General features: G+C 64.4%; 13 protein-coding genes. 9 read left to right on the top strand and 4 right to left on the bottom strand.

The features are described 5' to 3' along the window. The first annotated feature begins 336 nt into the window (after positions 1-336). Together IRI77_RS31820 and IRI77_RS31815 are read left to right on the top strand one after the other, a co-directional pair. Positions 337-693 (top strand): PadR family transcriptional regulator, encoded by a 357-nt coding sequence (locus tag IRI77_RS31820; RefSeq protein WP_194448972.1) that lies wholly within the window; start codon positions 337-339, stop codon positions 691-693. Next, positions 690-3356, top strand: a complete 2667-nt coding sequence (locus IRI77_RS31815) for an ADOP family duplicated permease (RefSeq protein ID WP_194448971.1) — start codon at positions 690-692, stop codon at positions 3354-3356. Before IRI77_RS31820 ends, IRI77_RS31815 begins: the two co-directional genes overlap by 4 nt. 85 nt (positions 3357-3441) lie before the next feature. Here the strand turns inward: IRI77_RS31815 and IRI77_RS31810 are convergent, their stop codons facing one another. Both IRI77_RS31810 and IRI77_RS31805 read right to left on the bottom strand, forming a co-directional pair. Beyond that, positions 3442-3843 carry a DUF1801 domain-containing protein gene (locus IRI77_RS31810; protein WP_194448970.1) on the bottom strand — a complete coding sequence of 134 codons (402 nt, stop codon included), beginning with the start codon at positions 3841-3843 and terminating at the stop codon, positions 3442-3444. An 83-nt stretch (positions 3844-3926) separates the two neighbouring features. Next, entirely contained in the window at positions 3927-5072 is a 1146-nt protein-coding gene (locus tag IRI77_RS31805) for a trans-sulfuration enzyme family protein (protein ID WP_194448969.1), read from the bottom strand. 310 nt (positions 5073-5382) lie between these two features. Here IRI77_RS31805 and IRI77_RS31800 point away from each other — a divergent pair, with 310 nt between their 5' ends. Next, positions 5383-5787, top strand: a complete 405-nt coding sequence (locus tag IRI77_RS31800; RefSeq protein WP_228486427.1) for a putative quinol monooxygenase — start codon at positions 5383-5385, stop codon at positions 5785-5787. Positions 5788-5910: 123 nt separating this feature from the next. Here the strand turns inward: IRI77_RS31800 and IRI77_RS31795 are convergent, their stop codons facing one another. Then, the gene (locus tag IRI77_RS31795) at positions 5911-7527 is read right to left on the bottom strand and encodes an ankyrin repeat domain-containing protein (protein WP_194448968.1); all 1617 of its coding nucleotides are present in this window, start codon (positions 7525-7527) and stop codon (positions 5911-5913) included. 574 nt (positions 7528-8101) lie between these two features. On the opposite strand from IRI77_RS31795, the gene IRI77_RS31790 reads away from it, so the two are divergent. The 3 genes from IRI77_RS31790 to IRI77_RS31780 all read left to right on the top strand — a co-directional run bounded on the left by IRI77_RS31790 (position 8102) and on the right by IRI77_RS31780 (position 10325). After that, entirely contained in the window at positions 8102-8776 is a 675-nt protein-coding gene (locus IRI77_RS31790) for a hypothetical protein (RefSeq protein ID WP_194448967.1), read from the top strand. A 101-nt stretch (positions 8777-8877) separates the two neighbouring features. Next, positions 8878-9828, top strand: coding sequence for a helix-turn-helix domain-containing protein (locus IRI77_RS31785; protein ID WP_194448966.1), 951 nt, complete (start codon positions 8878-8880; stop codon positions 9826-9828). 245 nt (positions 9829-10073) lie between these two features. Continuing rightward, the gene (locus IRI77_RS31780; protein ID WP_194448965.1) at positions 10074-10325 is read left to right on the top strand and encodes a hypothetical protein; all 252 of its coding nucleotides are present in this window, start codon (positions 10074-10076) and stop codon (positions 10323-10325) included. A gap of 21 nt (positions 10326-10346) precedes the next feature. Here the strand turns inward: IRI77_RS31780 and IRI77_RS31775 are convergent, their stop codons facing one another. Beyond that, positions 10347-11204 carry a helix-turn-helix domain-containing protein gene (locus tag IRI77_RS31775; RefSeq protein ID WP_228486426.1) on the bottom strand — a complete coding sequence of 286 codons (858 nt, stop codon included), beginning with the start codon at positions 11202-11204 and terminating at the stop codon, positions 10347-10349. 34 nt (positions 11205-11238) lie between these two features. Here IRI77_RS31775 and IRI77_RS31770 point away from each other — a divergent pair, with 34 nt between their 5' ends. From IRI77_RS31770 to IRI77_RS31760, 3 genes are all read left to right on the top strand, one after another. Continuing rightward, entirely contained in the window at positions 11239-11691 is a 453-nt protein-coding gene (locus IRI77_RS31770) for a DinB family protein (RefSeq protein WP_194448964.1), read from the top strand. Positions 11692-11700: 9 nt separating this feature from the next. Continuing rightward, positions 11701-12234 carry a hypothetical protein gene (locus tag IRI77_RS31765; protein WP_194448963.1) on the top strand — a complete coding sequence of 178 codons (534 nt, stop codon included), beginning with the start codon at positions 11701-11703 and terminating at the stop codon, positions 12232-12234. Between the two features lie 197 nt (positions 12235-12431). Next, on the top strand, positions 12432-14381 hold the full coding sequence (locus IRI77_RS31760) for a trypsin-like serine peptidase (protein WP_194448962.1): 1950 nt from the start codon (positions 12432-12434) through the stop codon (positions 14379-14381). The last annotated feature ends 34 nt before the right edge of the window (positions 14382-14415 follow it).

Genomic DNA, 14415 nt, shown 5'->3' with positions numbered 1-14415 from the left:
GTGACCATTGGGTGAATCGAGCAGCGGCGCGGGGTTGGACGCGGCTGCCGGCGCCATTCCAACCAAGGCCAATGTAGTATTACGGACACGATGTGGCCGGGTGTGATTCCGGTGCCCAGCATGGCGCTAGGCGGCACGGACGGGCGGTATCTGCGGAGCGCGGGGATCCCGACGTACCTGGAAGGCTCGTGCCCCCGCTCCAAACGTAGCCCCTTGGGCCGGAGGTTCATTGGGAATCCCGGCGTCCAGGCGGATGCGGCCCGAGAAGGCCGGCGCGGGCTTGCGGTGCGGCTAGGGCTTGACACAGATATATATGCAGGCATATATACATGGAGGATGAAGGAAAAAGATCCCAGCCGTTTCCTCCCGCTGCACCAGAACTGGTTCCACATCCTGTTGTCCCTGGTGGGCAGCGAGCAGCACGGTTACGGCATCATGCATGAGGTCCTGGAGCGGACGGATGGGGCGGTCCGCATCTGGCCCGCCACCCTCTATGGCTCCTTAAAACGCCTCATCGCCGACGGGCTGATTGAGGAGTCCGATGAGCGGCCGGTGGAGGAACTCGACGACGCGCGACGACGCTACTACCGCCTCACGCCACTGGGACGAACCGTACTGGAGCTGGAGTGTGAGCGGCTGCAGGGGATGGTTCGGATGATGCAGCGAAAGCGCCGGCAGGAGGCCTACGAATGAACCCAAGGGTCAGCCTCTGCCTGTCGATCTATCGACGCCTGGCGAGCGCGTATCCGCAGGAGTTTCGCATGCTGTACGGAGTCGACCTGGACAGGCAGGGGGAAGACGCCGTTCCGGAAGCATGGCGGCGTTACGGGTTGACCGGCCTCGTGCGGCTGCTGGCCGACATTGCCGTACGACTCCCTGGCGAGTATCTGGCCGAGTTCCGCCAGGACGTGATGTATGCGTTGCGGGTGTTCGCCAAAGCGCCGGGCTTCGCCCTGGTGGCGGTGCTTTCCCTGGGTGTCGGAATCGGAATCTGCTGCGCGGTGCTGAGCGAATGCCGGGCCATCATCGGGCCGGCTCCGGGCTTGCGCGACCCTGGCACGCTGGCAACGTTCATCTGGCGGCAAGTTCCCTATCCGTATTTCGAGCGCTACCGGGATGCCCACCGCACGGTGTCCGCGGCTGCGGCCCTGATTGGGCCGGTACCCATCGCCGTGACGCTCGGGGGCGAGAGGGGAACCCAGACAGAGCGAGTTTCCGGCCATCTGGTTTCGCCGGAATATTTCACCACCCTGGGTGTGACGCCGGCCGCGGGCCGTGTCTTCGGACCGGAGACCGAGAGGCCTGGGATGGCGCCGGTGGTGGTCGTCAGCGACCGTTTCTGGCGCACGCACCTTGGCGCGGACCCAAACGCCGTGGGCCGCAGCCTGCGGCTGAATGGTGCGTTGGCCACCATTGTGGGCATCGGTCCCAAGGCCTTTCTCGGGATCTGGCCGCAGAGTCCGGCGGACTTGTTTGTGCCCGTGACCTGTGGCGCGGTGTTGGCCCCCGAACTGAGCGGAGATCCGCTCCATCGGGTCGACCGGGCGATCTTCCGCGTAGTGTTCCGGCTGGCACCCGGAGTGACCCTGCCCGCGGCGGAGGAGGCTCTCGACGGCATGACGCGCCTGCTCGACCAGGAGACGGGAGTCAACCAAGGCCGCAATCCGCAAGGCCGGGTGGTGCGGTTGATGCCGGCCGGCACCGTGGGCTACGCCAGGCCGGAGCAGCGCGCGCTGGTTGAGACCTTCAACGTTGTCCTTTGGGCGCTGGTCCTGCTGCTGGTGTGCGCGAACCTGGCCAGCCTGCTGCTGGCGCGCGGCAGCCAAAGACGGCGGGAAATCGCCATCCGTCTCTCGGTGGGCGCCAGCCGGGCGCGCCTGGTCCGGCAGTTCCTTACTGAAAGCGTGCTGCTGTCCTGCGCCGGCGGCCTGGCCGGCATCCTGCTGGCCTACTGGATCACACATGCAATATCGTCGCTGCCCCTCCCCTTGCAGATCCCGCTTGAGTTCAACTGCCAGATCGATCTGCATGTACTCGCCATTACCCTGGCCGCTGCACTGGCGGCGGGTATCGGCTTCGGCCTGGCGCCGGCCCTGTCTTTGACCCGCGTCAACTTTGGCGCCACTTTGAAGGAGGGCGCGCAGGCACCTCTGCGCGGTTATCGCCGCTTCGGCATCCGCAATGTCTTTGTGGTGGTCCAGATGGCGGCTTCGCTGATGCTGCTGTTGGTCACCTGGTTCGTGACCCTGGCCTTCCTGCGCGCGGCCCGTCTCGACACCGGCGCCGAAGTCGCCCATCTCCACCTGTTTTCACTCGATCCTGTCCGTGACGGCTTTGCCAGGGAGGCTGTCGCGAAACTGTTTGCAGAGTTGCCGGACGAGTTGTCGCGCGTGGACGGGGTTCGCGCCGTCGCGCTGACCGGCAGCGCTTTGCCCTCGCACGCGGATGCAACCAGCGTCTCGATTCCAGCAGCCGACGGGCGAACCGGCAGTGTGCTGAAGACGGCCTACCGTGAGCGCGTCGGGGCAAACTACTTCGCCACACTGGGCTTGCCGCTGGCGCGCGGACGGGAGTTCGACCAGCGCGACCGGGAACAGGATGGACCCGCGATCCTGACCCAGACTGCCGCGCAAGCATTTTTTGGCGTGGAGGATCCGATCGGCCGCCGCCTTCACATCGAGGACCGGGACTACCGGGTAGCCGGGCTGGTTCGCGACATGCGGGTTGGCTTCCTGACGACGAAACCGATGGCCACGGTGTTTCTGCCGCTTAGCTCCGATTGGTTGGGCAAGAGTCCGGTGCAGCAGGTCACGGTCCTGGTGCGCGGTACGGCGGGACGGGACACCATGGCGGCTGTGCGCGAGCGGATGGCGTCGCTTCATCCCGGCCTGACCGTATTCGACGTGCACACCATGCAGGAGGATCTTGGCCGGCTCAACTCGCTCGCCCAATGGACTTCGGCAATGTACGTGATCCTGGGCGTTTTCGCCTTGTTGCTTGCCTGCATCGGCATGGGCGGAGTCACGGCGTATGCGGTGGCGCAGCGGCGCAAAGAGATTGGCATCCGAATGGCACTGGGTGCACGGGCCCGCCAAGTGCAGGGGCTGGTGCTAAGAGAAGGGACGGTGCTGGTGGCGGGCGGCCTAGTGCTCGGCGTCAGCGGCGCGCTTGTCCTGGAGCGTCTCTTCGCCGCATATAGTGACTTGTTGGCGAGGAGTTTCGGCCAAAGCGGCAGCGATCCACTTCTGGTGGCCGGGGGGCCGTTCGTGCTGGCCAGCCTCGCGATGCTGGCATGCTACCTGCCTGCGCGGCGGGCCACCGGGATCGATCCAATGACTGTGCTGCGAGAGCAGTGAGAGATGCCGGCCGACGGTGGGGTTTGTCGGCGGCGCTGAGCGGCCGGACGGTTCCGCAGCCGCATGGACATTTCCAGCCGCTCAACTAACCGTGTTCGACGCGTGCCTTGATGTCCGACCAAGCCAGTTCGATGAGCCTGTTCAGGGCCGCCTCGTTTGTGGGTGAGCCCGGCCTCAGCTTCACGTGGCGCATGAACTTGCCAGTGCCTTGCAGCATGCGGTCCGGATCCGGCAGCGACGCGCCTTGAAAGAACCCGACGTTGACGTGCGCCGTGAAGACATTGACGTAGGCGAAGGGCACATCCCCCAGACAGGCAACCGGGCAGCCGTCGTGCACCAACTCCCGGACCTCGTCCCCGCAATGGCGCATCACTTCGAACCACTGCCGCGCCAAGGTTCCCAATTCACCCGCATGTTCGCCGAACCACTCTTCGATGGCGGGCTCCCGCTCGACAGAGCCGTCGAATCGCAGCAAGTCCGTCTTCATCCTTCCCTGCCTTTCTGCTTGAGAGACTCCTCATTCACTCTGCGGGCGCGAGGATGCCCAATCGAACGGCCCAGCATCCTCGACTACACCGCGGTTCCATCGCGCAGAGCCCGATCCAGATCGGCCCAAAGATCCTCGACGGCTTCGATGCCCACGCTTAGCCGCAGGAGCGTTGGCGGCAGGTGCTCCTGCCCGGGAATGCCGGCCCGCCGTTCCAGGGTGGATTCGACCGCGCCCAGGCTGGTGGCGTGCTGGATGAGTTGCAGGCCGGCGCAAACGGCCTCGGCATCGGCGGCGTTCCCCCGCACATCGAACGAGATGATCGTGCCGAATCCCTTGAGTTGGCTTCGTGCGATTTCGTGCGTCGGGTGGCTGGGCAGGCCGGGATAGCGGGTCAGTGTGACACCTGAATGGCGGGCCAGACGCTGGGCCAGTGTCATCGCATTGTTCTGCGCACGCTCCAACCGGACGGCGAGAGTCCTGGCTCCGCGCACGGCGAGAAACATCTCGAGGGTGCCAGGTGTGGCGCCTAAGAGCTCCCGGGCGTGCCGCAGGGCAGCGAAATGGTTCGGGTCACGCACGGTGACGACGCCACCCAGCAGATCTGAGTGTCCGCCGATGAACTTGGTCACCGACTGCACGGACATGTCCGCACCGAGCGAAAGGGGACGCTGGTTGAGAGGAGTTGCGAAGGTGTTGTCGACGCCCAGAATCGCGCCAGGCTTGCGCGGCGCGGCGCAGATGGAGACGAGGTCCGCAACCGCCAGCAGCGGGTTGGAAGGCGACTCGATCCAAATCAAGTCGGCCACGGCGCACATTTCGATCCAGCCGGCGGTGTCGGCTACACCGACTCGACAAACGGTCCACCGGCCCCGGCCCTGGCCTGCCTGGGCAAGTGCCGCAACGCCCTGGTAACAGTCGTCCGGCAACGCCACGACCGAGCCGGTTGGGAGTTGATCGAAGATCGCGGCAATCCCGGCCATACCGGAGGCGAAGGCGACGGAGGCTCCGCCCTCGAGGCCACCGGTGATCTCTTCCAGCGCCTCCCAGCCCGGCGTGCCGTCATCGCGAGCATAGGCGCGATGATCGCCCAGAACGAAGTTCGACGCCGGACAAGGCTGTACGTTGAGCGGCGAACCCGGACGCCGGTCCCGTCCCGCCGAGATCAGCCAGGATTCGACCGAACCGGCATCGCCTGCTGTGTGCCCGCTCCGATCACTGAATGCCATTGTTCAATGTTAGCGAACGGCTCGTTGGGGTCGGTCAGGAGTTGGCCTGGCAGCGGTGATTCGCTGGCCCGGGCGCGCGTGGGTGAGCTGTTTGCCCGCGCACAGGTTGTGGCGAAAACCCGGCAGCCCAGCCGGCCCACGTTCGGCTCCAGGATCCGCCGGCTCATGGAGGAGTCGCAACGATCCTGGGCCAGGAAGCTGCGCGGCCGGAAGAGAGGAATCCGCACAGGGTGACCGCGGATTTGCAGCACCTGATCCCAATGCCTTCCTGACGCCGCTAGACTGGGACCAAAGAAAGGAAGACGTCCACGTGAAACTTTGCCGCGTCTTCACCCTCACAACGGCGGTGTTGATGATTTTTCTGCTGAGTCCGGGCTGGCGCGCCGCGGCCCAGGAAGGGCTGCAACGCCGCATCGTCCGACTGGCGGAACTGGAGATCGACCCAGCCCAAATCGAGAATTACAAGGCCGCCCTGCGTGAAGAGATAGAGGCTTCCATTCGCCTGGAGCCGGGCGTTTTGACGCTGTACGCGGTCGCGCTTAAGGATCACCCCAACCAGGTGAGAATCCTCGAGACATACGCGCATGCCGGAGCCTACCAGGCGCACTTGGAGACTCCGCATTTCAAGAAGTACAAGGTGGCCACGCAGGGCATGGTGAAGTCTCTCAAGCTTCTGGAGACTGACCCCATCCTACTGGGCGCGAAGGGGCAGTGAGCCGGAGGCAGCACTTCTCGTAAGAACGCGATGCAGGCCGGATACCCCTGCAATGTCCAGCCTTCCCATTGGCAGAACTGGAACTCCGCTGTGCCGGGAAGGCGAATACACAGCCACTCCCGGTTACGAGGCCGACCCCCGTTCACGCTGCTGCCTGGCGTCGCGCAGCCATTGAGCCAGTTGCTCGTCGTTGGCGGCAAAGGCGGCCCAACCTTCGGCGGTGGCGTTCCAGCGGAAATCGCGGATGGTCATGTCGATGCCGCGATCGATGAGGAACTGCATGGCTTCGTAGTTCTTGTGCCAGACCAGCTCGTGGAGGATGCTGGCAGGCTCGTGGGAGCACCAGTTCGTGTTGATGTCGGCTCCGTGCGCGAGGAGAAAGTCCGCCACGTCGAAGTGATTGTTGAGGACCGCCCAGGCGAGCGCGGTGTCGAGAATCCTCTGCGCGTCGGGCTCGCTCCTGCCGAACCAGGAGCGAAGGTCTCTTCGATAGCGGCTGGTGTTCGCGGGGAAATGGTCAGTGAGGTTGCCTAGGGCGAGTTTACCCTCCGCGTCGAACCAGCGTTTCACTCGATCCAGATCGCCATTGCCGGCGGCGTGCGGCAGATCGCCGGGCAGCGGCCAGATTCGTAGCAGCAGTGGGAGCAGGTGCGTCTTGACATAGGTGAAGGCGAATTCGATGACTTGCGAGGGCGGCGGCACCCGCGCGTGCAGTATCGCGGGATTGAGGTCAAACAGCTCGTTCAGGATCGCGGCGCGGTCGTTCAGTACGGCCACCTCGATCCAGCGCGCCTGGCATTTCAGGTTCGCGGAGGAGAGCAGCCACGGTTCACGCCTCAGAATCTCCAGGAAGGTTGACGTGTCGCCGTCGCGCATCGCGTGCTCCACCTGTTGCCGGACAAAATCCTTCCACGGCTCGAAAGGATCGGTGGAGTGGACTTCGGGTTTATTCTCGATGAAGTACTGAACAAAGGCGGATCGTCCCGGGCCGCTATCGATCTGCCGGCCCAACTCCGCGTCGAGAGCAATGGCGCGATCCAACAGCAGCAGCGCGGAGCCGGGGTGCCGCAGATGACATGCGTACTTAAAGGCTTCGTTCACCGCGGCCGGTCCCTCGGTATTCAGGACCAGAGCTGAGCGGACACCCTCGACGTCGCCGAGGGCCGCGAGGAACTTGAGCGTTCGTGGAAACAGGCCCCTGCGCTGGAAGAGGTCGATCATCCTGATTGCGCGGGAACTGATGAGGCCATCGCAGACCGAGGGCGCGACGACTGCGCCGGCATCGAGCAGGACTTCGGCGCAGGCGAGACGCGTGAAGTGCTCCTCGCTGACCGGATCCAGGCTGTCGCCATAGGAGCCGGCCGCCATGCCGAGGAGACCGCCTTCGTCCTCCTCCGTCGTCCAGGACAAGAGGGCAGGGTGCTCCGACAACAACCGGCGCAGAGCTTCGAGGTCGTTGTCGTGAATGATGCGGCGGGCTTCGGTTGCGGCCCATTCGAGCCCTCCGCCGAGGCGCTGGTTTACCTCCTCAAGTAAGTCCTTCCAGCCTGCGAAGCCGTACTCGCGGGCGAGCACCAACTGGGCAGTACGCTGGGATAGAGGGAATTGAGGATGAGGCACCTGGGCCTGCGCCCGGGCGATTGCTACCGGATCGCCGGCGGCGATGTCGCGGGTGAGTTTTTTGGCTTGTTTGCGCAGGGATTCCAGCGAGGGGCGGGCTGGAAGCTTGAAGGTGGACATGGCAATCTCCTTTCATCTGCGCCTGTGACCCGCTGATACAGGCTGAAAGAAGATTCAACGCACTCAGGCTGAATCGGAAGCAGGTGGGAGTGATTCCCTTGCCGCGGGCCGGTGGTGCCCTGTCGCACGCTGCCGTTAGTATTGCGACTGGGCCACGCGCTGTCAAGCGCGGGATTGGAGCGGTGAAAGCGGATGGTGGACCGGATCCCTGGAAGGCCGCACAGAAGCCGATTGCAGGAAGTTGCCATCCGGCTGGACGTGGACGTTTACTGGGATGGTGCAGGAGATATGGTTGTGAAACCCGATTGCTCCATGCTCCATGCGCGGCCTGTTGCTGGGGTTTTGGCTGAGGGCGGAGTGATTGTGGCGGTCAACCGGGAGCGCGCCACGGCCGAGTATGCGGAGTTCGACGCGAAGGAGCGAAGTGTGCGGGTGGGGGCTGGGGGGACACGCTCGGGTTCTGAGGTTTTGAGAAGTTTGGAATGGGCTCGCAGAGCGTAGAGAGCAATCGACACTGGTGCTGCTATGATTGATCCCATTCCATAGGCCTTGCGGGCCGAGTTTGGGGCTTCCAATGACGACTGCAACATTATCCTTCCCGACTGCGAGCCAGGCGCGGATTCCGATGTGGCTGAAGCTCGTGTATACGGCCTTCATGGCCGTGCTGGTGCCCGTCTACTGGCACGACTACGGCCCCACGAACTTCCTCTACTTCTGCGACATGTGTCTGTTCATGACCCTGGCAGGCATGTGGCTGGAAAACGCGCTCCTGGTCAGCATCCCGACGGTGGGGATCCTGCTTCCGCAGGTAGTATGGGTGGCCGATTTCGCGGGCCATCTGGTAGGTCTCTCCCTGGTGGGCATGACGGATTACATGTTCGACGCGGGCCATTCATTGTTCCTGCGAGGCCTGTCGCTGTTCCACGGGTGGCTGCCGTTTCTGCTGGTCTATCTGGTTTACCGGCTGGGCTATCACCCGAAGGCCCTGCCCTACTGGTGTTCCCTGGCCTGGGCGCTGATGCTGCTGTGCTATTTCGTGATGCCGAAGCCAGGGGATCCGCTGCCGACGCCGCTGACTCCGGTGAACATCAATTACGTCTACGGGCCCAGCGAGACGAAGGCTCAGACGTGGATGCCAGAGCCGGCGTGGTTTGCGCTGCTGATGATCGGGCTGCCGGTGCTGGTGTGGTGGCCGACGCACCTGATGCTGAGGAAGTGGTTTGGGCGGGCCCCGGGTCCGGCGCGCTAGCGGCGGCATCCGCGCAAAATCCTCCACAAGAATGGGACTGGCGATCAGGTTTTGCAGTTACCCTGGATGCTAGATTTCTCCTCAGAGAGGGACTTGCAGAGATGGCAGAGAGAGACAAACGCGAAGCGGAACGTCTGTCCGCCGTCGTCCTGGAGTCCCTGGACGAAGAGAGCGTCCGAGGCCAGTTGCCGCGGCGCGCGCTTCGCAGCAGAACACAGTTTTATCGTCTATTCCGGGCGCTGATCGAAGAGACTCCGGAGGCGATGAGACGGCGGCTGCTGCTGGAGCGGGCGGCCTGGCAGTTGAGCCGTACGACGCTCTCAGTGACGGAGATCGCCCTGGAAGCCGGCTACGGCTCGCTGGAGGCGTTCACCCGGGCCTTTCGCAAAGCGTTCCGCATCTCGCCAAGTCTGTACCGGCGGATGGGGGCGCAACCGATTCACCTGCCGGCGCCGAATGGATTCCATTTCTGGGCGCCGGGATCCAAATCTGAAGGAGCATTGGCAATGGACCTGTTCGATCGATTCTCGGGTACAGATACATGGCATACGAAGAGGCTGCTGGAGGCGGCGGCGACGTTGACGGATGCACAGTTGGACAAGCGGCTGGGACACCCGGCGAAGCTGCTGCCGTGGGAGAAAGAGCCGGAGAGCCTGCGGGCGGTATTGGAGCGGCTGGTGTACACCAAGGAGGTCTGGGCGGCCGCGCTGCTGGGCGGGGAGTTTCCGGAGGAGAAGAAGAGTGCGGAGGACCTGACTCCGGCGGCGCTGCTGGCGCGGTTTGAGAAGGCGGACGGCAACTTCCTGAGAGCCCTGGCGGAAGTGCGGAGCCGGGGCGGATGGGACGATACCTTCATCGATGCCCTGTGCGAACCGGCGGAGACGTTTACGTTTGGTGGCATGTTCGCGCATGTAATCACCTTCAACACGTACCGGAGACTGTCGGCGCTGGGCATCCTGCGGGACCTGGGCGTGAAGGTGGAAGGATTCGGCTGCCCGACGGAGTATGAGATGGCCGTAGCTCCGTGGCGGCCGGTGGAAGTGGCGCGGTAGGGCCGCGCGAACGGCGTGAGGCGAGCACGTCATGGTAGGATGATCGGCCAGACTGGGAGGTCCTCTCCATGACGTGTCCGTTGCTGAACAGTAGGCTGCTGGAGGTCTGAAAGTAGCAGCTCAAAGGGCAATGGAAGGCCGTCGCGGATACGTATAATTCGGATCTACCGCTGACAGGGGCGGAGCAGGATGCTCGATCCGGGCCAACCTCGGTAAACTCGGAGGCCAGGAGGGTATTGCGTACTGTGCGTCAACGGCTTCTGGCGGCCTTCCGCGAATCGGTGCTGTTCCGCGTCGGGCTGTACCTGGTGGTCCCGGGCTCCATTCTCCTGATCTGGGCAATAGCGAATTTGAACCGCGACCCCAATGGCGGAGTGGGCGCGATTGCGAACAACCTGCTGTTCTCCATACCGTTGCTGGGTGCCATCCTGTGCCTGGCGGCCGGCCTCCCGCTCTGCCTGTTTGCCCTATTGACCGCGGCATTCCGGAAACGATAGGCCGGCACAGCCTCCAAACTGTCAGGCAGTTCGAGAGACCGTGCGGCCGAACTTGCGCCAGGCCCGGGGGCTGAGCCCGAACTCGGCCCGGAAGTTGCGATTGAAGTTCGAGACGTCGCCGAAGCCGCATTCGAGGGCGATGTCGACGACCTTGGCGGGCTCGGTGCTGAGGCGGAGGGCCGCACGGCGCAGGCGCTGCCGGAGCACGAACTGGTGGGGAGTCACTCCTGTGACCTCCTGAAAAGTTCTCAGGAAGTGGAACGGGCTCAGCCGCGCCTCTCCGGCCAGGGTGGTGAGGTGGTGCGGCGCGCCGGGGTCGCTTTCCATGGTCCGGAGGACGCGGGCCACTCGCGCGATCGCGCCCGGCCCGGCGCTGGCGGGCGGACCGGACTGGCCACGATCCAACTGGACGGCGCGGGCCGCGAGTTCGACCCCGAGTTCTTCCCAGGAAGGGCCAGCGGCTCCGGCGAGAACGGCGGAGGCCTGGGCGATGAGCGGGGAGAGTGGACGGACCGGAGGCAGGCGCATGGCCCGGAACCGCGGTGCGGCGTCGAGACGGTCGAAGCGATCGGGCGAATAAGAGAACGAGATGCAGCGGTCGCCTGTGCCGTGTTCGTGACTGCACTCGAAACTGCGTTCCGCGCTGCCGAGCATTAACGATCCAGGGGTCAGCAGTTCGCGGCCCGCGTGGGAGCGATAGAGGAAGCTGCCGGCAGCGACGATCGCGATGGAGACGGACGAGTGGCGCTCCTCGAAGGGGCGGTCGCGCGGGCCGAGCGTGCAGACGACTTCGGAGACAGACCAGCCGTCGCCGCGGGCCAGCACCTGCGCCTGGGGTGGGGTGACACCGGGATTGGATTTCACCGCAATTTTCGCCAAGATCCGGCTCCCTCTGCCGCCTTACAACACTAGTATGACAGCCAAAAACACCGAAAAACAGGCGATTGCCGTGATACTGACCAACCGGTTGGCCGAGTCAGGAGAGAAGCTGGCCGCGTTGGCCCGGGAGTATCCGGAAGGCAAATTCGAGACCGTGCCGGCCGCTGGGACTCGTACGTTTGGAGACGTGCTGCGTCACGTGGCGTTTTGGAATCTCTACCTGGCGGAGACGGTCCGGGGCAAGAAGGCAGACGGATCGGCGAATGAGCTGCCGAAGTCTCAGTACGGGACAAAGACGCTGGCGATCCGAGGCCTGACGGAGAGCACGAGTGACGCGGTGGCGGCGCTGCGTGACCTGAATGGTGGCCTGGATGCGGAAAAGGCGGCCCAGGCCCAGGGGATCGTCGAGCATATCTGCGAGCACTATGGACAATTGGCGGTGTATGCGCGGCTGGCCGGAGTGGTGCCACCCGCATCGCGGAGTTAGCAGGCACCTATGACAACGGCAGTCGAACGGGGAAACAACTTCCTGAGTCTGTTGCGTGCGCAAGGCCGGTCGCCCGAGATCCCCGAGGAGGCCGATGCCTACGGGTGGCTGGTGGGCAGTTGGAACCTGGAATGTCGGCACTACCGAGGCGTGCCCGTGTCCATTCCAGGCGAAGCGCACTTCGGGTGGGTGCTGGAGGGGCGGGCCATCCAGGATGTGTGGATCATGCCGGGCCCGGGTGAGCGGGCCTCAGCGGACCGGGTGAACAACATGTACGGGACAACGCTGCGGGTGTGGGACGCTTCCATCCAGGCGTGGCGCATCTCGTGGAAGAATCCGATGCAGGATCACTTCCAGGAGCAGATTGGGCGGCGGAGCGGCCGGGACGTGGTGCAGTTCGGGATCCGGCCGGATGGTACGGTGACGCGCTGGCGGTTTACAGAGATCACGCAGGAGTCCTTCCACTGGCTGGGGGAGGCGCTACAGCCTGATGGAGAGACCTGGCGGCTGGAGGGCGAGTTTCTGGCCAGAAGAGTGAAGTAACCGATTTGTGACGCCAGGGCGCGCCCGGCAGGGTAGGGCGTCCCTGGCGCCTCAGGCAAACACCTGATCCGGGCTGGAATTGTATCGGCGTCCGTGGAGCACAGGCCGGGTCTGGTCGATGGACAGACATGCGGGTTTTCCATTTTGCCCTGATGTCTGTTGCATGCGGAACGGCCTCCCTGCTTTGCGGGCAGAGTATGCCGGGCGCCCCGGTGTCCGAGAAGGCCGGCGGGACACGCCAGGCCCAGGCGGCGGCGGCTCCGGCTGCTTTGGCGGCGCCTCCGGCGGAGCGCAGTGCGTTGCGGTTGAACATCCTTTCAGCCAAGGAGCAGGCGCTGAAGCCACGCGGATTTGCGCGCCAATCCGGCGTAGTGCGGGCCGTGGACGGCCTGGATCCGGCGAAACTGGACTGGACGGTACTCGCCGACGGCAGGCAGGATGGCCGGTTGCTGGTGGAGTCGGCCGGCGCGGTGAAGTTGCGTGTGCATTTCGCGAACTTTGACGCCGGACAGGGCGAGGTGTGGCTGCGGCGGGGGGATGGAACGGTCGCAGGGGGTCCTTATACAGGGAAAGGTCCTTACGGGGACGGCGACTTCTGGTCGGATCCGGCCGAAGGGGCGGAACTGCAGGTGGAATGGGTGGGCGAACAGGACGACCAGCCGGCATTCCGCATTGACCGTGTGTCGCACCAATGGCCCATGGCGGCGAGCAGCGACGATCCGATGTACTGCCAACTGGATGTTTCGTGCTACTCGGAGTTCTCGAATGCCGCAAAAGCCGTGGCGAATCTGGACTTTGTGGCCGACGACGGCGGAGTCTACATCTGCTCGGGCGAACTGGTCAACTCGAAGAGGTCGGCCTTTGCGCCGCTGTTCCTGACGGCGAACCATTGCATGAGCACGGAGACCGAAGTCCGGTCGATGGTGACCTACTGGAACTATCAGACTTCCAAGTGCGAGGCTCCGGTGCCGGACCGGGCGGCGTCGACTCAAATCAGCGGCGGGACGATGCTCCTGAGCTATGCCGCCATCGGCGGGGACTTTACCCTGATTCAGCTGCCCAAAGCCCCAGCCGGCGCGTATCTCCTGGGATGGAGCGCCACGGATCCGGCCGTCGGCTCAAAGGTAACGGCGATCCATCACCCGGGGCCGCCGCCGAACAATTGGAAGCGGATTGCGTTCGGTACGCGCGACTCGGATCAGAAGGGGGCGATGTACTTGGACAGCCAGTTGTTCCCCTTAGACAATTTCCTGCAGTTCGCCGAGACGGGCGGCCGGGTTCAGCAGGGTTCATCGGGCTCACCGCTACTAAACGAAAACCAGCAGGTAGTGGGCGTCCTGTCGTATGGCTTGATCCCAGCCGATGGCGGCAGCTACTGCGATATCCCAGGCGCCTCGGCGTATGGCAAGTTCTCGCTGATCTACCCGACGATCCGGGAGTTTCTGGAGGAAGTGCCGGCGCCGGCGTTGAAGGCCAGCAAAGCGAAACTGAGCTTCGCGGTGGCGGACGGTGTAGCCCAGGAGCCGTCGCGGCAATCTGTTGTGATCACGACGGATTCAGCGACGCCACGTGGATTCCAGATCAGCACGGGTGCTCCGTGGCTGACACCCTCGGTGTGGACGGGCACTGTGAGCGCGGATCAGCCGGTGACGGTGGAGTTCATGGCGGCTCCGCCGGCTCTGCCCGTGCCCGGGACCTTCAGCACAACCGCCACGGTGGCGATGGGCCCGGTGACAGTGGCCTCGCTGCCGGTGACTCCGGTATCTGTCGCCGCCACGGTGACCGTAACCTCGCGCAAGCCGGTGGTGACCGCCGCCGTGCTGCCGAATCCGGTGGTGGCGCATACCCCGGGCCGGGACGGAACGAACTTCGAGTTCCAGTTGAAGGTGGAGGAGAAAGCCGGCTTCGCCGTGCGGATCAGTTCCCTGAAGATCGATGGGGTGATCTACTCGGACCACATCAAGGACCTGCTGGGCAGCACGGACCTGGCCGCGAACGGGTCAATTCAGGCGACGATCAAGGCGAATCTGCAACCCTCGCAGGCGGACCGCTACATCGAGCTGAGCGGTTTCTCACCGGCGACAGGAGCCCGTTGGAGCGCGAAGGCGACCACGAAGTTTCTGCCGCTGCCGCCGGCGGGAGAGTAACCAGGCAATAGCCTCATCCTGGGTGGAGTGGCGC

The sequence above is a fragment of the Paludibaculum fermentans genome (genome assembly GCF_015277775.1).
GTDB classification, from domain to species: domain Bacteria; phylum Acidobacteriota; class Terriglobia; order Bryobacterales; family Bryobacteraceae; genus Paludibaculum; species Paludibaculum fermentans.
The sequence above is the reverse complement of the archived record's forward strand: the minus strand, read 5'-3'. Positions and strand labels throughout refer to the sequence as shown.